Origin of the sequence: Streptomyces sp. AM6-12 (assembly GCF_044327085.1) — a bacterium.
In the GTDB taxonomy this organism is placed as follows: domain Bacteria; phylum Actinomycetota; class Actinomycetes; order Streptomycetales; family Streptomycetaceae; genus Streptomyces.
Map to the genome: position 1 here is coordinate 2325494 of NZ_JBIQWN010000001.1, position 20106 is coordinate 2345599.

12 protein-coding genes are annotated in these 20106 nt (G+C 71.9%); 10 read left to right on the plus strand and 2 right to left on the minus strand.

Features of this window, described 5'->3' with window-relative positions; translation table 11 throughout:
- Positions 1 to 68 precede the first annotated feature (68 nt).
- From ACE4Q9_RS10325 to ACE4Q9_RS10350, 6 genes are all read left to right on the plus strand, one after another.
- A complete protein-coding gene (locus tag ACE4Q9_RS10325; protein WP_397983940.1) occupies positions 69 to 977 on the plus strand; it encodes an ABC transporter ATP-binding protein in 909 nt (302 codons plus the stop codon).
- A complete protein-coding gene (locus tag ACE4Q9_RS10330) occupies positions 974 to 1708 on the plus strand; it encodes an ABC transporter permease (RefSeq protein ID WP_397983941.1) in 735 nt (244 codons plus the stop codon). Before ACE4Q9_RS10325 ends, ACE4Q9_RS10330 begins: the two co-directional genes overlap by 4 nt.
- Before the next feature lie 26 nt (positions 1709 to 1734).
- Positions 1735 to 2985, plus strand: a complete 1251-nt coding sequence (locus tag ACE4Q9_RS10335) for a sensor histidine kinase (RefSeq protein WP_397983942.1) — start codon at positions 1735 to 1737, stop codon at positions 2983 to 2985.
- Positions 2975 to 3616 carry a response regulator gene (locus ACE4Q9_RS10340; RefSeq protein ID WP_397983943.1) on the plus strand — a complete coding sequence of 214 codons (642 nt, stop codon included), beginning with the start codon at positions 2975 to 2977 and terminating at the stop codon, positions 3614 to 3616. The genes ACE4Q9_RS10335 and ACE4Q9_RS10340 overlap by 11 nt, the downstream gene beginning before the upstream one ends.
- A 363-nt stretch (positions 3617 to 3979) precedes the next feature.
- Positions 3980 to 5635: a M4 family metallopeptidase gene (locus ACE4Q9_RS10345; protein ID WP_397983944.1), complete on the plus strand. Its 1656-nt coding sequence runs from the start codon at positions 3980 to 3982 to the stop codon at positions 5633 to 5635.
- A gap of 89 nt (positions 5636 to 5724) precedes the next feature.
- Positions 5725 to 6246 (plus strand): DUF1990 domain-containing protein, encoded by a 522-nt coding sequence (locus ACE4Q9_RS10350; protein WP_397983945.1) that lies wholly within the window; start codon positions 5725 to 5727, stop codon positions 6244 to 6246.
- 382 nt (positions 6247 to 6628) lie between these two features.
- Here ACE4Q9_RS10350 and glgP read toward each other — a convergent pair whose 3' ends face one another.
- Positions 6629 to 9247 (minus strand): alpha-glucan family phosphorylase, encoded by a 2619-nt coding sequence (gene glgP, locus ACE4Q9_RS10355; protein WP_397983946.1) that lies wholly within the window; start codon positions 9245 to 9247, stop codon positions 6629 to 6631.
- Between the two features lie 322 nt (positions 9248 to 9569).
- Here glgP and ACE4Q9_RS10360 point away from each other — a divergent pair, with 322 nt between their 5' ends.
- The 4 genes from ACE4Q9_RS10360 to glgB all read left to right on the plus strand — a co-directional run bounded on the left by ACE4Q9_RS10360 (position 9570) and on the right by glgB (position 17208).
- Positions 9570 to 11804 (plus strand): alpha-1,4-glucan--maltose-1-phosphate maltosyltransferase, encoded by a 2235-nt coding sequence (locus ACE4Q9_RS10360; RefSeq protein ID WP_397983947.1) that lies wholly within the window; start codon positions 9570 to 9572, stop codon positions 11802 to 11804.
- On the plus strand, positions 11801 to 13501 hold the full coding sequence (gene treS, locus ACE4Q9_RS10365; protein ID WP_397983948.1) for a maltose alpha-D-glucosyltransferase: 1701 nt from the start codon (positions 11801 to 11803) through the stop codon (positions 13499 to 13501). The genes ACE4Q9_RS10360 and treS overlap by 4 nt, the downstream gene beginning before the upstream one ends.
- Positions 13502 to 13596: 95 nt before the next feature.
- Positions 13597 to 14967 (plus strand): maltokinase, encoded by a 1371-nt coding sequence (locus ACE4Q9_RS10370; RefSeq protein WP_397983949.1) that lies wholly within the window; start codon positions 13597 to 13599, stop codon positions 14965 to 14967.
- A 30-nt stretch (positions 14968 to 14997) separates the two neighbouring features.
- Complete coding sequence (gene glgB, locus ACE4Q9_RS10375) at positions 14998 to 17208, plus strand: 1,4-alpha-glucan branching enzyme (RefSeq protein ID WP_397983950.1); 2211 nt, start codon at positions 14998 to 15000, stop codon at positions 17206 to 17208.
- 90 nt (positions 17209 to 17298) lie between these two features.
- Here the strand turns inward: glgB and ACE4Q9_RS10380 are convergent, their stop codons facing one another.
- Positions 17299 to 19614: a HelD family protein gene (locus ACE4Q9_RS10380; RefSeq protein ID WP_397987169.1), complete on the minus strand. Its 2316-nt coding sequence runs from the start codon at positions 19612 to 19614 to the stop codon at positions 17299 to 17301.
- Positions 19615 to 20106 lie beyond the last annotated feature (492 nt).

A 20106-nucleotide genomic window follows, 5' to 3' on the forward strand; every position in this document is an offset into this window, starting at 1 on the left:
ATCGGCTGATGCGACATCGGGCGGGCCGGCCGATGTGCCGGGCCGTCGCCGGACGGGATTCTCGGTGCATGCCATCCGTCATCGAAGTCACCGATCTGCGCAAGTCGTACGGCGGCCGGACCGTCGTGGACGGCGTCTCCTTCGCCGTCGAGGAGGGCGAGATCTTCGGGATCCTCGGCCCGAACGGCGCCGGCAAGACCACCACCGTCGAGTGCGTCGAGGGCCTGCGGGTCCCCGACGGCGGCCGGGTCCGGGTCGCCGGGCTCGATCCCGTCGCCGATCACGCGCAGGTCGCCGGACTCCTCGGCGCCCAGCTGCAACAGAGCGAGATCCAGGCCAAGTTGACCGTGCGGGAGGCGCTGGAGCTGTACGCCGCCCTCTACCCGCGGCCCGCCGACTGGCGGCCGCTGGCCGAGCGGCTGGGGCTCACCGACAAGCTCGGCACCCGGTTCGGGAAGCTGTCCGGGGGGCAGCAGCAGCGGCTGTTCATCGCGCTGGCGCTGATCGGCGGCCCCCGGATCGTGGTCCTGGACGAGCTGACCACCGGTCTGGACCCGCGGGCCCGCCGGGACACCTGGCAGCTGATCGAGGACGTCCGCGCGAGCGGGGTCACCGTGCTGCTCGTCACCCATTTCATGGAGGAGGCGCAGCGGCTGTGCGACCGGGTGGCGGTGATCGACAAGGGGCGGGTGGCCGCCCTGGACACCCCGGCCGGACTGATCCACCGCTCGGCGGGCGCGACCGTCATCAGCTTCACCCCGTCCGCGCCGCTGGACGAGCGTGAGCTGGCCGCGCTGCCCTCGCTCGCCTCCATCGCGCACCACAACGGCCGGCTCACCCTGTCCGGCACCGACGCGACCGTCGACGCGGTCCTCACCCTGCTCGCCCGGCACCGCGTCACCGCCCATCAGCTCCGCGTCGTGGACGCCACCCTGGACGACGCGTTCCTCGATCTGACCAAGGAGGCCACGGCATGAACACCGCCGTCCTGCGGACCGAGTTCCGGCTCTTCCGGCGCGAACCGGCCGCCGTCTTCTGGATGTTCCTGTTCCCGACGCTGCTGCTGGCGATCCTCGGCTCGATCCCCGCGTTCCGGAAGGCCGACGCCTCGATGGGCGGGCTGCGGCCCATCGACGCCTATGTGCCGGTGGCCGTGCTGATCGCGCTGCTGCTGTGCGGGGCGCAGTCGCTGCCGCAGGTGCTCACCGGCTACCGGGAGCGGGGCATCCTGCGCCGGATGTCGGCCACCCCGGTGCGGCCGGCGGCACTGCTGACCGCGCAGATGACGGTGCAGGGCGGGGTGGCGCTGGCCTCGGCGCTGCTCGCGCTGCTGACCGGCCGGCTGGTGTTCGGCGTACGACTGCCCGCGCAGCCGGGCGGCTACCTGCTGGCGCTGCTGCTCACGGCGGCGGCCTCGCTCGCCCTCGGCTCCCTGCTGTCGGCGCTGTCGCGGACCACGAAGATCGCGGGGGCGGTCGGATCGGCGGTGTTCTTCCCGATGATGTTCTGCGCGGGGGTGTGGCTGCCGGTGCAGAGCATGCCCCACACGCTGGCCCGGATCGTGGGGTACACCCCCTTCGGGGCGGCGGCCGAGGCCCTGAACCAGGCGGCCGCGGGCCACTGGCCCGGCTGGGCGCACCTGGGCGTGCTCGCGCTGTGGGCGGTGCTGCTCACGGCGGGCGCGGCGCGCTGGTTCCGCTGGGAGTGAGTACGGCCGTGCCGGACACTGGGCGCATGACGTACGCGACCGGCTGGCAGCGCAGGGCCTCCTTCGACCGCTGGGGGCCCTATGTGATGCTCGCCGTGGGGCTGGTGACGTCGGCCGCCTCGGCCCGGGTGATCGGCATGTCGGGCGGCGAGGTGACGGCGGCCGGTGCCCTGGCGTCCGCCGCCGTGCTGCTCCAGCTGGCGTGGCGGCGGGTGACTTCGGACATACCGGGGCCGGACCGTGTCACCGCGTGCCTGTACTTCGTGCGCTGGGGGCTGGCGTTCGCGCTGACCTGGCTCAACCCGTTCTTCGGGATCTACGCGGCGGTCGGCTACTACAGCTCGGGCCTGCATCTGCCGCGCCGGCTGGCGCCGCTCGGGCTGTTCCTGACCGCGGTGACCATGGCGGGCAGCGAGGTCGGCGGGATGCCGCCGCACGGGCCGATGATGTGGCTGATCTTCGCCGCGGTCTTCTGCACCAACCTCGGCCTGGTCGGCCTGCTGTTCCGGTTCGCCGACCAGGAGCAGCGGCGCATCGAGACGCAGGCGGACACCATCGACGAGCTGGAGCGCACCAACGCGGCGTTGCAGCAGGCGCTGGACGAGAACGCGGCCCTGCACGCCCAGTTGCTGGTGCAGGCGCGGGAGGCGGGCGTCGCCGATGAGCGGCGCAGGCTCGCCGCGGAGATCCACGACACGATCGCGCAGGGCCTGACCGGGATCATCGCCCAGCTCCAGGTGGTGGCGGGCGCGCGGGACCTGGCGACCGCCCGCACCCATCTGGAGCGTGCCTCCTCGCTCGCCCGGCACAGCCTCGGCGAGGCCCGCCGCTCGGTGCACAACCTCGCCCCCGTCGAACTGGCCGCCGCCGGGCTGCCGGAGGCGCTGAAGAAGACCGTCGCCGACTGGGGCGAACGCACCGGGATGCGGGCCGAGTTCGCCGTCACCGGCACCGCCGAGATGCTGCACGAGGAGGTCTCGGCGACGCTGCTGCGGATCGCCCAGGAGGCGCTGTCCAACGCGGCCCGGCACGCCCGCGCGGGCCGCCTCGGCGTCACGCTGACGTTCCTCGGGGACGAGGTGATCCTGGACATCCGTGACGACGGCACCGGCTTCGACCCGGCCGCCGTCCCCGCCCGCACCCGCGCCGGGGGCTTCGGGCTTGCCGGGATGCGGGCGCGCGCCGAGCGGATCGCGGGCTCCCTCGCGGTGGAGTCGGAACCGGGGCAGGGCACCGCGGTGTCGGCTCGCGTACCGTTGGTCCGCGATGACCACTGAGCCCCCCATCACGCTGCTGATCGTCGACGACCACCCGGTCGTCCGGGACGGTCTGCGCGGCATGTTCGAGTCCCAGTCCGGCTTCCGGGTGCTCGGCGAGGCCGCGAGCGGTCCGGAGGGGGTCGCGCGGGCGGCCGAGCTGGACCCCGACGTGATCCTGATGGACCTGCGCATGCCGGGCGGCTCGGGCGTCGCCGCGATCCGTGAGCTGACCCGGCGCGGCGCCCGCGCCAAGGTGCTGGTGCTCACCACGTACGACACCGACTCCGACACGCTTCCCGCGATCGAGGCCGGTGCCACCGGGTACCTCCTCAAGGACGCCCCGCGCGACGAGCTGTTCACCGCCGTGCGCGCCGCCGCCGAGGGCCGTACCGTCCTCTCCCCGGCCGTCGCCTCCCGCCTCGTACGGGCCGTGCGCTCCCCCGCCCCCGGCAACGAGCCCCTCTCCGCGCGCGAACGCGAGGTCCTCGCCCTGGTCGCCAAGGGCACCTCCAATCGCGAGATCGCCCGCGAACTCTTCATCAGTGAGGCCACGGTCAAGACCCATCTCACCCACCTCTACGCCAAGTTGGGCGCCAAGGACCGCGCGGCCGCGGTGGCGGCGGCCTACGACCGGGGCATCCTCGGCTGACCCCTGCCGTCCCGGCCGGATGAGTGAATCGGCCAATGGAGCGGTGGGTTCGGGTGGTGGGAATCAGGCCACGTACGGCGTGCCCGCACGGGGCGGACGGAATACGGCGTTCCCGTAAACCGCATCTCAACGGCCCGAGAAATCAAGGTGGTTGGGGCGCGCCGCCCCCTTGAGCGCCACTTGTTCACACCACTGCAACATTTCCCGGCCGATCGCTTTTCAGCCAACATCACTTCAGGGTCCTGACATGTACGCGCCCTTGATGTCACTCTCTCTCCACGCCGCAAGCAGCACAGCAGCTTCACAGCGAAATACCCGGCCAGTAACCCCACGCTGACCGGCCTCCCCCACGAAGGAGCTTGCGTGAGCCCCCTCTCCGCGCGTCACAAGCGCACCACCCTGGCCGTCGCCACCGCCGTCGCCGCCGGAGCACTCGTCTCCGCCTCCCTGGCCACCAGCGCCTCGGCCGCCCAGACCCCGGCCGCCGCCAAGCCGCTGGCCGCCGCGCCCGCCGCGCTCTCCACCGCCGCCCACACCTCGCTGATCAAGCAGGCGCAGGCCGACGCGCCCGAGACGGCCCAGCGGATAGGCCTCGGCGCCAAGGAGAAGCTGGTCGTCAAGGACGTCGTCAAGGACGTCGACGGCACGGTCCACACCCGCTACGAGCGCACCTACGCGGGCCTGCCGGTCCTCGGCGGCGACCTGGTCGTGCACACCGCCAAGTCCGGCAAGACCGAGGGCGTCACCAAGGCGACCAAGGCCACCATCAAGGTCGCCTCGCTCACGCCGAAGCTCACCCCGGCCAAGGCCGAGAAGCAGGCCGTGTCCGCCGCCAAGGCCCTCGGCTCGGCCAAGTCCACCGCGGACGGCGCCCGCAAGGTGATCTGGGCCGGCTCCGGCACCCCCGTCCTCGCCTACGAGACGATCGTCGGCGGCCTCCAGGACGACGGCACCCCGAACCAGCTGCACGTCATCACCGACGCCGCCACCGGCAAGAAGCTGTTCGAGTACCAGGGCATCGAGAACGCGACCGGCACCGGCAAGACCCTGTACTCGGGCACCGTGAGCCTGAGCACCACCCAGTCCGGCTCGTCGTACCAGCTCACCGACGCCACCCGCGGCGGCCACAGCACCTACAACCTGGCGCACAAGACGTCCGGCAAGGGCACGCTGTTCACCGACGCGGACAACGTCTGGGGCACCGGCACGGCCTCCAGCTCCACGACGGACCAGACGGCCGCCGCGGACGCCGCCTACGGCGCGCAGGAGACCTGGGACTTCTACAAGAGCACGTTCGGGCGCAGCGGCATCAAGAACAACGGCGTCGGCGCGTACTCCCGCGTGCACTACGGCAGCCAGTACGTGAACGCGTTCTGGGACGACAGCTGCTTCTGCATGACCTACGGCGACGGCGAGGGCAACAACCACCCGCTCACCGCGCTGGACGTGGCCGGCCACGAGATGAGCCACGGTGTCACCTCCAACACCGCGGGCCTGAACTACAGCGGCGAGTCCGGCGGTCTGAACGAGGCCACCTCGGACATCTTCGGCACCGGTGTGGAGTTCTTCGCGAACAACGCGTCCGACAAGGGCGACTACCTCATCGGCGAGAAGATCGACATCAACGGCGACGGCACCCCGCTGCGCTACATGGACAAGCCCAGCAAGGACGGCGGCTCGGCGGACTACTGGTCCTCCTCCGTCGGCAACCTGGACGTCCACTACTCGTCCGGCGTCGCCAACCACTTCTTCTACCTGCTGTCCGAGGGCAGCGGCGCGAAGACGATCAACGGGGTGTCGTACAACTCCCCGACGTACAACGGCTCCACGGTCACCGGCATCGGCCGGGACAAGGCGCTGCAGATCTGGTACAAGGCGCTGACGACGTACTTCACGTCGACCACCAACTACAAGTCGGCCCGCGCGGGCACGCTGTCCGCGGCGTCCGCCCTGTACGGCTCCTCCAGCACCGAGTACAAGGCGGTGGCGGCGGCCTGGTCGGCGGTCAACGTCAACTGACCCCCGTACGGCGGTGACGAGGGCAGGGTTGTGAAGAGGGCGGCACCCGGAGCGGATCTCCTCCGGGTGCCGCCCTACTCTTGGGCCCCATGTCCTCGGCACCCTTCACGTACGCACCGGTCGGAGCGACCCACGACGACCTGACCTTCTGCCCGCCCGGCTTCCGCCCGCTGCTGGTGCGCGCCCGCCTCGGCGAGGGCGAAGAGGTCTTCAGGCGGGCCGCCGAGGCGGTCCTCACCTGGGAGATGCACCGCGCGCTCGGCGTGGGCATAGACGCCACCGCCGACCGCGCCGCCCCCGGCGTGGACGTCACGGTCACGCTGGCGGGCCTGGTCAGGGCGCCCTGCCGGATCATATGGACCGCCGAGGAACCCCGCCGCGCGGGCTGGGCCTACGGCACCCTGGAGAGCCACCCCGAATGCGGCGAGGAAGCCTTCCTGGTGGACCGCACCGGCGACGGCACGGTCTGGCTCACCGTCGCCGCCTTCAGCAAACCGGCCAAGTGGTACGCCAAGGCCGCCGGCCCGGCCACCCGCGGCTTCCAGCACGCGTACGCCCGCCGCTGCGGAGCGGTCCTGAGGAAACTGTGCGCCGGGGTGGAACCCGACTGACCCTCTCCCGTCCGTCCGCCCTGACCCGACCGGCACCGATGACCGCGACCGCACCCGTTTTCGCCCCGGCCCGGCGCCGCCGCGCGCCGCTGGTCCCGCTGGCGGCCGCGGCCTGAGCGGTGTTGCCGGGGGCGCACCGCGCCTTCGGTTGCGACACCTACCGCGGCTGCCGCTGTCCGGGCCCGTCGACCCGGATGTACCTCACCTGCCGCGCTCCGAACGGCGTGAACTGCCCTGCTGTCCGCGGTGGCCGGGCTGCTGCAGGCGTTCGTGCCGGCCACGACCACCTGCTGGCGGTACGCCCCGGACCCCGCCGGTGGGGACGACCGCTCCGGACTCGCGCGGCTGGTCGCGCCGTAGGGCGGCCGTCCCCCGCCGGGTCTCAGCGCAGCAGCACCCCCGCCCCCTCCCCCGTGTCCTCCGTCGGCAGGGCGACCACACCCAGTTCGGCCGGTGAGGCGAGGAGGCGGTGGGTGGGGAGGATGCGGACCGTGCAGCCGTAGGGGCCGGTGCGGTCGAGGGAGAGGTGGCCCTCGTAGAGGCGGCGGCCCTCCAGGTCGGGGGTGCCGGCCGGCTTGAGGGGGACGACGGTGGCGTCGGTGATGCGGTCCTGGGCGTCGACCCGTCCGGAGACCGCCTGCACCTCGACGTCGTCGGGGGTGAGCGCGCCGAGCCCGACGCGCACCCGCAGCCCGATCGTCGTACCCAGTTCCGCCGTGGCCGTCGTCTCGGTCGTCTCCACGTGGTCGACGCTCACCCCGTGCCAGGCGTCCCGCACCCGCGCCTTCCACCCGGCCAGTTCCCGCGCGGTGTCCGGGGTCAGCGCGCGGTGGGAGCGGGCGGCCGGGGCGTAGAGCCGTTCGACGTACTCGCGGACCATGCGGCCCGCCAGCACCTTGGGCCCGAGCAGGGTGAGGGTCTGGCGGACCATCTGGATCCAGCGGTCGGGCAGCCCGCCCCGGCCGCGCTCGTAGAAGCGCGGCGCGATCCGCTGCTCCAGCAGCTCGTACAGCGCGGCCGCCTCGATGTCGTCGCGCCGCTCGGCGTCCGTGCCGGTGCCGTCGGCGGTCGGGATGGCCCAGCCGAAGTCCGGCCGGAACCACTCGTCCCACCAGCCGTCCCGCACCGAGAGGTTGAGGCAGCCGTTCAGCGCCGCCTTCATCCCGGAGGTGCCGCACGCCTCCAGCGGGCGCAGCGGGTTGTTCAGCCACACGTCGCAGCCGGGGTAGAGCTTCTGTGCCATCGCCATGCCGTAGTCGGGCAGGAAGACGATCCGGTGCCGCACCCGGAGGTCGTCCGCGAACCGGACCAGCTCCTGCACCAGCCGCTTGCCGCTGTCGTCGGCCGGATGCGCCTTGCCCGCCACCACGATCTGCACCGGCCGCTCGGGGTGCAGCAGCAGCTCCCGCAGCCGGTCCGGGTCGCGCAGCATCAGCGTCAGCCGCTTGTACGACGGCACGCGCCGCGCGAACCCGATGGTGAGGACGTCCGGGTCGAGCACCCCGTCGATCCAGCCCAACTCGGCGCCGGCGGCCCCTCGTTGACGCCAGGACGCGCCGAGCCGCTCGCGCACCTCCAGCACCAGCTGTTCGCGCAGGGTGCGGCGCAGCTCCCAGATGTCCTGGTCCGGGATGTCCGCCACCGAGTCCCAGCGCTCGGAGCCGCCGACGGCGAGCGCGTCCTCCGCGCGCTGGGCGCCGATCTTCCGGGCGCCGAGCCGCAGCACCTCCGGGGCCACCCAGGTGGGGGCGTGCACCCCGTTGGTCACGGAGGTGATCGGCACCTCCTCGGCGTCGAATCCCGGCCACAGCCCGGCGAACATCTCCTGGCTGACCTGTCCGTGCAGCAGCGAGACCCCGTTGGCGCGCTGGGCCAGCCTGAGCCCCATCACGGCCATGTTGAACAGGTTCGGCTCGCCGCCCGGATAGGTCTCCATGCCGAGCCCGAGGACGCGGGACGTCTCGATGCGGGGCAGCTCGGCGTCCGGGCCGAAGTGCCGGGCGATCAGGTCGCGTTCGAAGCGGTCGATGCCGGCCGGGACCGGGGTGTGGGTGGTGAACACCGTGCCCCCGCGCACCGATTCGAGCGCGGCGTCGAAGTCCAGCCCCCGCGCGCACAGTTCGGCGATGCGCTCCAGGCCGAGGAAGCCCGCGTGCCCCTCGTTGGTGTGGAACACCTCCGGCTCGGGGTGTCCGGTGAGCCGGCAGTACGCGCGCACCGCCCGGACACCTCCTATGCCGAGCAGCATCTCCTGGAGCAGCCGGTGCTCGCTGCCGCCGCCGTAGAGCCGGTCGGTGACGGAGCGGGCGGCGGGGTCGTTCTCCTCCACGTCCGAGTCGAGCAGCAGCAGCGGCACCCGGCCGACCTGCGCCAGCCAGATCCGCGCGTTCAGGACCCGGCCGCCGGGCAGCGCGAGGCAGACCCGGACGGGCGTTCCGTCGGATTCCGCCAACTGGGTGAGGGGCAGCTCGTTGGGGTCGAGCACCGGGTAGTGCTCCTGCTGCCAGCCGTCGCGGGACAGGGTCTGCCGGAAATAGCCGTGCCGGTAGAGCAGCCCGACCCCGACGAGGGGCACGCCGAGATCGCTGGCCGCCTTCAGATGGTCGCCCGCGAGGATGCCGAGCCCCCCGGAGTACTGCGGCAGGGCGGCCGTGATGCCGAACTCCGGGGAGAAGTAAGCCACCGCGGAGGGCAGTCCCTCGGGCTGTGCCTGGTACCAGCGGTCACCGGTCAGATAGTCGTCCAGGTCATCGGCGACCGCGTTCAGGCGCCGCCGGAGCCGCCGGTCCCCGGCGAGTTCGGCGAGCCTCGCGGGCCGCACCCGGCCCAGTAGCCGCACCGGGTCGCGCCCGGCGGCGGCCCATGCCTCCGGGTCGACGGACTGGAACAGATCGCGCGTCTCCGCATGCCACGACCAGCGCAGATTGTGCGCCAGCTCGCTCAGCGGCCGGAGGGGTTCGGGGAGAACGGGACGGACGGTGAACCGACGGATCGCCTTCACATGCCACCTCGGCGGGCGCGTTACGGGGTGAGACGCACGGCGCCGTACGTCTCGTCGTCCCTTCGACGGTAGTGGTTACCGGGGCGTCGGTGGGGACGTACCGGCGGGGGTGTCGGGGCGTGGGGAGGCGGGCCGGGGGCACCCGTACAAGTGGGCCGGTCTGGTGGGTGGACATACGCGCGAGTAGTTAACAAAGTTCCGGATTGCCCACCCGAAAAGGATGGGAAGGCTCCACCGGTACCCACCCCACAGGCACCCACCAGCACCGCCCGCAGGACCCACCTCCCCTAGTCATGTCACGTTGACGCGGACAGGAGCGGTCATGCCCGCCACGCACCACTCGTCAGCCGCAGCGCACACACCGTCAGGCGCCACGCACACATCGCCGGACGCTACGCACACCCCGCCGGCCGCCGCGCGCGGCTCCTCGGCCGCCGCGCGCACCTCGTCGTCGTCCCCGCCGGGCGCCGCGCCACCCTCCGGCGGCGTGCCCGCGGCGGCCGGGAAGCCGGCGGCGAAGAAGGCGGCGGCCCGCAAACGCGCCAAGTCCCCCGCCCGGACGCCATCGAGGCTGGCCACCGCCGTCGGCCGGATCCCGGTCCTCGACGTGCGCCCGGTGGTCCAGCACGGGCGCCGGCCCGCCAAGGCGGTGACCGGGGAGTCGTTCGAGGTCTCGGCCACCGTGTTCCGCGAGGGGCACGACGCGGTGGCGGCCAATGTGGTGCTGCGCGACCCGCGGGGCCGGCGGGGACCCTGGACGCCGATGCGGGAACTGGCGCCGGGCACCGACCGCTGGGGCGCGACCGTCACGGCGGGCGCGCCCGGCCGCTGGACGTATACGGTCGAGGCCTGGGCCGATCCGATCACCACCTGGCGGCACCACGCCGGGATCAAGATCCCCGCCGGCCAGGACACGGAACTGGTGCTGGAGGAGGGCGCCCGGCTGTACGAGCGTGCCGCCGCCGGGGTCCCGAAGACGCACCGGCGCAAGCTGCTGGACGCGGCGGCCGTCCTGCGGGACGAGGAACGCCCGGCCGCCTGGCGGCTCGCCCAGGCGCTACGGCCCCCCGTGCGGGAGGTCCTGGAGCGTTACCCGCTGCGGGAGTTGGTGACCGCGTCCGACCCGATGCCGCTGCTGGTGGAGCGGGAGCGGGCGCTGTACGGCTCCTGGTACGAGTTCTTCCCGCGCAGCGAGGGCACGGCCGAGCGGCCGCACGGTACGTTCCGTACGGCGGTGCGGCGGTTGAGGCCGATCGCGGAGATGGGCTTCGACGTGGTCTACCTGCCGCCGGTTCATCCGATCGGCGGCACCTTCCGCAAGGGCCCCAACAACAGCCTCACCGCCGGACCGGACGACGTGGGGGTGCCCTGGGCGATCGGCTCCCCGGAGGGCGGCCACGACGCGATCCACCCCGACCTCGGCAGCATCGAGGACTTCGACCACTTCGTCGGCGAGGCGCGGAAGCTGGGCCTGGAGGTCGCGCTCGATTTCGCGCTTCAATGCTCCCCGGACCACCCCTGGGTGCAGAAGCACCCGGAGTGGTTCCACCACCGCCCGGACGGGACGATCGCCTACGCCGAGAACCCGCCGAAGAAGTACCAGGACATCTACCCGATCGCCTTCGACGCCGACATGGACGGTCTGATCGCGGAGACGGTCCGGGTGCTGCGGCACTGGATGGACCACGGGGTGCGGATCTTCCGCGTGGACAACCCGCACACCAAGCCGGTGGTCTTCTGGGAGCGGGTCATCGCCGAGATCAACCGCAAGGACCCGGACGTGATCTTCCTGGCGGAGGCCTTCACCCGCCCGGCGATGATGCACACCCTCGCGCAGATCGGCTTCCAGCAGTCCTACACCTACTTCACCTGGCGCAACACGAAGCAGGAACTGACCGAATATCTGACCGAGTTGACCGGTGAGGCGGCCGCCTACATGCGGCCCAACTTCTTCCCCAACACCCCGGACATCCTGCACGCCTACCTCCAACACGGCGGTCGTCCCGCCTTCGAGGTCCGGGCCGTGCTCGCCGCCACCCTCTCCCCCTCCTGGGGCATCTACAGCGGCTACGAGCTGTGCGAGAACACCCCGCTGCGGGAGGGCAGCGAGGAGTACCGCGACTCCGAGAAGTACCAACTCCAGCCGCGGGACTGGGAGTCGGCCGCACGTGAGGGGCGTACGATCGCACCGCTCATCACCCGCCTCAACGCGGTCAGAAGGCGCAACCCCGCCCTGCGGCAGCTGCGTGACCTGCACTTCCACCACGCCGACCAGGACGCGGTGATCGTCTACTCCAAGCGTGCGGGATCGAACACGGTTCTGGTCGTCGCCAACCTCGACCCGCACCACACCCAGGAGGCCACGGTCTCGTTGGACATGCCGCAACTCGGCCTGGACTGGCACGAGTCGGTGCCGGTACGCGACGAGCTGACCGGCGAGACCTACCACTGGGGCAGGGCCAACTACGTGCGCCTCGAACCGGGCCGGCGCCCCGCGCACGTCCTCACCGTCCTGCGACCGTCCAACCCGCAGATCGGAGGGTCACCCACCATATGATCGTCAATGAGCCCGTCCCGGACACCTTCGCGGACACTCCCGCCCGGGACCGGGACCCGGACTGGTTCAAGCGTGCCGTCTTCTACGAGGTCCTGGTCCGCTCCTTCCAGGACAGCAACGGCGACGGCGTCGGCGACCTCAAGGGCCTGACCGCCAAGCTCGACTACCTCCAGTGGCTCGGCGTGGACTGCCTGTGGCTGCCGCCGTTCTTCAAGTCGCCGCTGAGAGACGGCGGTTACGACGTCTCGGACTACACCGCCGTACTGCCGGAGTTCGGCGACCTCGCCGACTTCGTGGAGTTCGTGGACGCCGCCCACCAGCGCGGTATGCGTGTGATCATCGACTTCGTCATGAACCACACCAGCGACCAGCACCCGTGGTTCCAGGAGTCCAGGCGGGACCCGGACGGTCCGTACGGCGACTACTACGTCTGGGCCGACGACGACAAGCAGTACCAGGACGCCCGCATCATCTTCGTCGACACCGAGGCGTCCAACTGGACGTACGACCCGGTACGCAAGCAGTACTACTGGCACCGCTTCTTCTCGCACCAGCCGGACCTCAACTACGAGAACCCGGCGGTGCAGGAGGAGATGATCTCCGCGCTGAAGTTCTGGTTGGACCTCGGCATCGACGGGTTCCGGCTGGACGCGGTGCCGTACCTGTACCAGAGCGAGGGCACCAACTGCGAGAACCTGCCCGCGACCCACCAGTTCCTGAAGCGGGTCCGCAAGGAGATCGACACCCAGTACCCGGACACGGTGCTGCTGGCCGAGGCCAACCAGTGGCCGGAGGACGTGGTCGACTACTTCGGGGACTTCCCGAGCGGCGGCGACGAATGCCACATGGCGTTCCACTTCCCGGTCATGCCGCGCATCTTCATGGCCGTACGCCGCGAGTCCCGCCACCCCGTCTCCGAGATCCTCGCCAAGACGCCCGCGATCCCGTCCGGTTGCCAGTGGGGCATCTTCCTGCGCAACCACGACGAGCTGACCCTGGAGATGGTCACCGACGAGGAACGCGACTACATGTGGGCCGAGTACGCGAAAGACCCCCGCATGCGCGCCAACATCGGCATCCGCCGCCGCCTCGCGCCGCTCCTCGACAACGACCGCAACCAGATCGAGCTGTTCACCGCCCTGCTGCTCTCCCTGCCCGGCTCGCCGATCCTCTACTACGGCGACGAGATCGGCATGGGCGACAACATCTGGCTCGGCGACCGCGACGCCGTCCGCACCCCCATGCAGTGGACCCCCGACCGCAACGCCGGTTTCTCCTCCAGCGATCCGGGGCGCCTCTTCCTGCCCACGATCATGGACCCGGTCTACGGCTACCAGGTCACCAATGTCGAGGCGTCGATGTCCTCGCCGTCCTCGCTGCTGCACTGGACCCGGCGCATGATCGAGATCCGCAAGCAGAACCCCGCCTTCGGTCTCGGCTCGTACGACGAACTCCAGTCCTCCAACCCGGCGGTGCTCGCCTTCCTGCGCGAGTACGAGGACGACCTGGTGCTGTGCGTGCACAACTTCTCCCGCTTCGCCCAGCCCACCGAACTGGACCTGAGCCGGTTCCGCGGACGGCACCCGGTGGAACTCTTCGGCGGGGTGCGCTTCCCGGCGGTGGGCGACCTGCCGTATCTGCTGACCCTGGCGGGACACGGCTTCTACTGGTTCCGGCTGAGGCGCGATCCGGCGTAATACCGCCCGTCGGGGCGGCGGTGTGTTTTCGCCGCCCCGGTCCGGGCACCCATCAGTGACACCCCGACCAGATCCGGGGAAAGGACGTGACGCCCGTGACGGAAGCGGTCACCCCTTCGGCGAGCACCACCCTCGATTCACTGGCCCCCCTGCTGCGCGCCTGGCTGCCCCGGCAGCGCTGGTTCGCGGGCAAGGGCCAACCGGTCACCGGTTTCACCCCCGTGGCCGTGACCCAACTCCTGCCCGAAACCGAACGGTTGGGTCTGTACCACGTGCTCCTGCGCGTCCATCAGCCGCCGGATACCGCGCGCCCCGGCGACTGCTACCAGCTCCTCATAGGCACGCGCGAGGCGCTGCCGCCCCGGCTGGCGCCCGCGCTGATCGGCCATGTGGACCAGGGCCCGCTCGCCGGACGCACGGTGTACGACGCCCTGTACGACCGCCGGCCCGCCGAAGTGCTCCTGGAAGCCCTGCGCTCCGGCGCCCGCGTCGGCGGGCTGCGCTTCGAGCGGGACCCGCGCCGGGAGATCCGGCCTCATCTGGTGGCCCGGCCGCTGGCCGCCGAGCAGTCCAACTCCTCGGTGATCTACGGAGATACGTTCATCCTCAAGCTGTTCCGCCGGGTCGTCCCCGGCGTCAACCCCGATCTGGAGCTGCCGCTCGCGCTGGCCCGCGAGGGCTGCCCGCGGGTGCCCGCGCCGACCGCGTGGCTCCGTGCCGAGCTGGACGAACAGCCTTATGTGCTCGCGGTGTTGCAGCCCTTCGTGAGCGGTGCCGCCGACGGCTGGGAGCTGGCGCTGCGCGAGCTGGCCAAGGGCGAGGACTTCACCGCCGAGGCGCGGGCACTGGGCCGGGCCACCGCCGAGGTGCACACCGCGCTGGCCCGTGCCCTGCCGACGGTCACCCTCGGCCCGGCTCAACTCGGGCCGCTGGTCGAGGGGATGACCGAACGCCTCGCGGCGGCGGTGCAGGCCGTACCGGCGCTGCTGCCGTACGAGCCGGGGCTGCGGTCGGCGTACACCGCGCTCGGCGAGCTGGCCGCCGACGGCCGCACCTGGACCGCGCAGCGCATCCACGGCGACCTCCACCTCGGGCAGTGCCTGCGCGCACCGTCCGGCGACTGGTCGCTGATCGACTTCGAGGGGGAACCGGCCAGGCCCCCCGCCGAGCGGCGGATGCCGCAGCCGACGGCGCGGGACATCGCGGGGATGCTCCGCTCCTTCGACTACGCGGCCTGCACGGCGAGTTCGGCCCCACCACGGTGGGCGCACGACTGCCGGGCGGCCTACTGCTCCGGGTACGCCGAGGTGTCCGGCCGCGATCCGCGCACCGATCCGGTGCTGCTGCGCGCCTTCGAGACCGACAAGGCCGTCTACGAGGTGGTGTACGAGGCCCGCCACCGCCCCGACTGGCTGTCCGTGCCGCTGTCGGCGGTCCGCCGCCTCGCCGTGTCCGACCCTCACTGACCCGACTCTCGCCCCAGGGGAGACTCGCTCGTGACGTCGAAGAAGCACCTGTCCGATCCCGCCGTGGGAGCCGAGGACCGCGCACGGCTGCTGGCCGGGACCCACCACGACCCGCACTCCGTGCTGGGCGCCCACCCGGTGCCGGGCGGGGTCGCCTACCGCGCCCTGCGCCCGGGCGCCCGCTCGGTCACCGTCGTCTGCGGCACACCGCACACCGAACTGCGCGACGACGGCGACGGTTTCTTCTCGGGACTGCTCCCCCTGGACGCCGTACCGGAGGAGAGCCGGCTGCGGGTGGCGTACGGCGACACGGTCCACGAGACGGCGGACGCCTACCGTTTCCTGCCCACCCTGGGCGAACTGGACCTGCATCTGATCGGCGAGGGCCGGCACGAGGAGCTGTGGCGGGCGCTCGGCGCGCACGTCCTGACGCACCAGGGGGTGCGCGGGACCCGGTTCGCGGTGTGGGCGCCGAACGCGCGCGGGGTGCGGGTCGCGGGGAGTTTCAACTTCTGGAACGGCACCGGGTTCCCGATGCGGTCGCTGGGCTCCTCGGGGGTCTGGGAGCTGTTCGTGCCGGGGATCGGCGAGGGCGAGCTGTACAAGTTCGAGATCACCCGCCCGGACGGCTCGCACACCCTGCGCGCCGACCCGCTGGCCCGCCGCACCGAGGCGCCGCCCGCCACCTCGTCGATCGTGCACGCCTCGCACTACGAGTGGGGCGACGCGAAGTGGATGGCGCACCGGGGCGACACCCCGGTGCACGAGGCGCCGTTCTCGGTGTACGAGGTCCACCTCCCCTCCTGGCGCCCCGGCTCGACGTACCGCGAGCTGGCCGACCAACTCACCGCTTACGTCTCGGAGATGGGCTTCACGCATGTGGAGCTGATGCCGGTCGCGGAGCACCCCTTCGGCGGCTCCTGGGGCTACCAGGTGACCGGTTTCTACGCGCCGACGGCCCGGCTGGGCGCCCCGGACGACTTCAAGTACCTGGTGGACCGGCTGCACCAGGCCGGTATCGGGGTGCTGATGGACTGGGTACCGGCCCATTTCCCGCGCGACGCGTGGGCGCTGGCCGAGTTCGACGGGCGGCCGCTGTACGAGCACCCCGATCCGCTGCGGGCCGCGCATCCCGACTGGGGCACGCTGGAGTTCGACCTCGGCCGCCGCGAGGTGCGCAACTTCCTCGTGGCCAACGCCCTGTACTGGTGCGAGGAGTTCCATGTGGACGGGCTGCGGGTGGACGCGGTGGCCTCCATGCTCTACCTCGACTACTCGCGCGAGCCGGGCGGCTGGCGGCCGAACGAGCGCGGCGGCCGGGAGAACCTGGACGCGGTGGCCTTCCTCCAGGAGATGAACGCCACGGTCTACCGGCGCTGTCCCGGCGTGGTAACCATCGCCGAGGAGTCCACCGCCTGGGACGGGGTGACTCGGCCGACCCATGTGCAGGGTCCGAGCGGGTTCGGCGGGCTGGGCTTCGGCCTGAAGTGGAACATGGGCTGGATGCACGACTCGCTCCAGTACATGGCGCACGACCCCGTGCACCGCGCGTACCACCACGACGAGATGACCTTCTCCATGGTGTACGCGTACAGCGAGAACTACGTCCTGCCGATATCCCACGACGAGGTGGTGCACGGCAAGGGGTCCCTGGTGTCCAAGATGCCGGGCGACTGGTGGCGGCAGCGCGCCGACCTGCGCGCCTACCTGGCCTTCATGTGGGCCCACCCCGGCAAGCAACTCCTCTTCATGGGGCAAGAGTTCGCCCAAGGCGCGGAGTGGTCCGAGGCCGCCGGGCCCGACTGGTGGCTGCTCGACCCTTCGTACCCCGCCGCCCCCGACCACCGGGGCGTGCGCGATCTGGTCCGCGATCTGAACGCCCGCTACCGGGGCACCCCGGCCCTGTGGCAGCGCGACACCGATCCCTCGGGCTTCGAGTGGGTCGCCGGTGACGCGGCGGCCGACGACGTCCTCGCCTTCCTGCGCCTGGACGCCACCGGCTCCCCGCTCCTCGCCGTCTGCCACTTCTCCCCCGTCGTCCGCCCCGACTACCTCATCGGCGTCCCGGACTCCGTGCCCGCCTGGACGGAGATCCTGAACACGGACTCCCCCGCCTACGGCGGCAGCGGCGTCACCCACCCGGACCCCCTGAAACCGGAGCCCCGCCGCGCCCACGGCCACCCGGCCGCCCTCCGTCTGACCCTGCCGCCGCTGGCCACGGTGTGGCTGCGACCGGCCTAGGGATCGGCGCCGAGCGGCCGGGATCACGGGGGGGGATGCGCGGGCCCCGGAGAAGGGGGGTTTCTCCGGGGCCCGCGCGGCGCGTGCGCACTACGCCTGTTGCCGGGCCAGGGCCTCGGGCAGGTTCCCGGTGTGCAGGACGCCCAGGCGCTGGGTGGCGCGGGTCAGGGCGACGTAGAGGTCGCTGGTGCCGTACTCGGCCGGTTCGACCACCAGCACCGAGTCGAACTCCAGGCCCTTGGACTGTCGGGGGTCGAGCAGGACGACCGGCCGGGTGAGGTCGGGTTCGGCGCCGGCGGTGACGCCGTCCAGGCGGGCGGCGATCGGGCGGTGCAGCCGGCGCGGCGCGATGATCGCCAACCGCCCCTCGACCGGTGCGAGTTCGGCGGCGGCCTTGGCGACCGCGCCGGGCAGGTCGTCGTCCTCCCGCCGCACCCAGGGCCGTACCCCGGTGGAACGTACCGAGCTGGGCGGCCGGAAGTCCGGGTGCTCGGCGCGGACCACGGCCGCGGCGAGGTCCATGATCTCCGAGGGGGTGCGGTAGTTGACGCCGAGGCGCGTGTGCTCGTACCGGTCCTCGACATACGGCGCGAGGATCTCGGCCCAGGAGCCGACCCCGGCCGCCTCCGCGGTCTGCGCGGGGTCGCCGACCAGGGTCATGGAGCGGGTCGGGCAGCGCCGCATCAGCAGTCGCCAGGCCATCGGCGACAACTCCTGCGCCTCGTCCACGATGATGTGCCCGAACGCCCAGGTCCGGTCGGCCGCCGCCCGCTCCGCCGCGCTGCGGTGGTCCGCCTCCTCCTGCCGCTCGGCGAACCGCTCGGCGTCGATGATGTCGTGCGCGGACAGCACCTCGGAGGCGTCCGGGTCGCCGTCCTCCTTGTCCTCGAACTCGTAGGTCCGCGACGCGTACGACACGTCCAGCACGCCCTGCGCGTACGCGATCTGCGTCTCGCGTTCGCGATCGGCGCGCAGCCGGGCCGACCGGTCGTCCTCGCCGAGGAGTTCGGCGGCCTCGTCCAGGAGCGGCACATCGGCGACGGTCCAGGCGCGGGTCACCGGGCGGCGGATCGCGGCGGCGTCCGCGTCGCTCAGGTACCCCTCGGGTTCGGCCAGGAAGTCGGCGACCAGCCGCTGCGGGGTGATCCGGGGCCACAACTGGTCGATGGCGGACCAGACTTCGGGGTTCTCGGCCAGCTCGTCGCGGATCTGGGTGATGTCGGAGGCGTCGAGCAGACTGCTCCCGTCATAGGGGTCGGTGCCGACCCGCTCCGCGTACAGCTCGGTGAGCGTGTTCAGGATGTGGCCCTCGAAGTACTCGCGGGCCGCGTTGTGCGGCAGCTTCGCGGCGCGGGCGCGTTCGCGGGCGACGCCCACCAGGCCGTCGTCCAGCATCAGCACCTCGCGGTCGTGCTCGATCACGAGGACCGGGTCGGGCAGCGCCTGCCGGTCGCGGACCACCTCGGCGAGCACGTCCGCCATGCCGGCACGCCCCTTGACCGCGGCCGCCTCGGGGGTGTCGGTGGCCGTCGCCTTCACGCCGGGAAAGAGCTCGCCGACGGTGGCCAGCAGGACACCGGTCTCGCCGAGGGAGGGCAGCACCTCGCCGATGTAGCCGAGGAAGGCCGGGTTGGGGCCGACGATCAGCACGGCGCGGCGGGCCAGCAGCTCCCGGTGCTCGTACAGGAGGTACGCCGCCCGGTGCAGGGCCACCGCGGTCTTGCCGGTGCCGGGGCCGCCCTCCACGACCAGCACGCCCTGGTGCGGCGCCCGGATGATCCGGTCCTGGTCGGCCTGGATGGTGCGCACGATGTCGCCCATCCGGCCGGTGCGCGCCGAGTTCAGCGCGGCCAGCAGCACGGCGTCGCCGTTGTGGTCCTCGTGCCCGGTCCGGGTGGCGTCGCCGAGGTCCAGGATCTCGTCGTGCAGCCGGGTGACGGTACGGCCCTCGGTGGCGATGTGCCGGCGCCGCCGCAGCCCCATCGGGGTGTGCCCGGTGGCCAGGTAGAACGGCCGGGCGACAGCGGCGCGCCAGTCGATCAGCACCGGCGTGCGCTCGGCGTCGTCCGCGCGCAGCCCGATCCGGCCGATGTGGTGGGTCGTACCGCTCGCGAGATCGATCCGGCCGAAGCAGAGCGAGCCGTCGACGGCGTTCAGCGCGGCGAGCAGCCCCGACCGCTCCGCGACCAGGATGTCCCGCTCCAGCCGGGCCTGCATGGGCTTGTCACCCTGCCCGAGCGCGTCCCCGACCGCGGCCTCGGCGTCGCCGCGCAGCACGTCGACGCGCGCGTACAGTCCGTCGATGAATTCCTGCTCGCGGCGCAATTCATCGTCTGGAAATTCGGCGTTTGACAATTCCACTCCCGCCCGGATATACTGTGCCCACAAAGCTTTTCGTGACCGCATTGATATGAAGTCGCGAACCATTGAATATACCCGCATAAATCCCCTGGACGCAATTGTCCGGGGGATTTTTCGTGCGCGTGGCGACCATGGGGGCACCCTGGCGAGTCCCGCCGCGAGTCCCACTGGACGGCGCCCGACGAGGACGAGAACCAGCCGTCTCGGACCGCCCGACGCCCCCGGACCCGACGCCAACTGACACAGAAATCACACAGTCGATGCACAGAACCTCCATGGTCAGGCTACGTATCGGCCGTCGCCTCGGACGCGTGACCAGCACGGACGCATTCCGGCCAACGGGCCGCGGCCACCGGATCACGCTCCGTACTGAGCGATCCGTGCATGCGTAAGGTGTCGCCGCGCCTTACCGGATCTTGACCAATCCGTGGTTGCACGCACATCGCTCGATGACCGGGGGAACACCGTCGCTCGCGGGGAGCGGGACTCTGCTCGTACGCGGACCGGCTGCTTGCTGTTGTGCGGCGGATCTCCCGG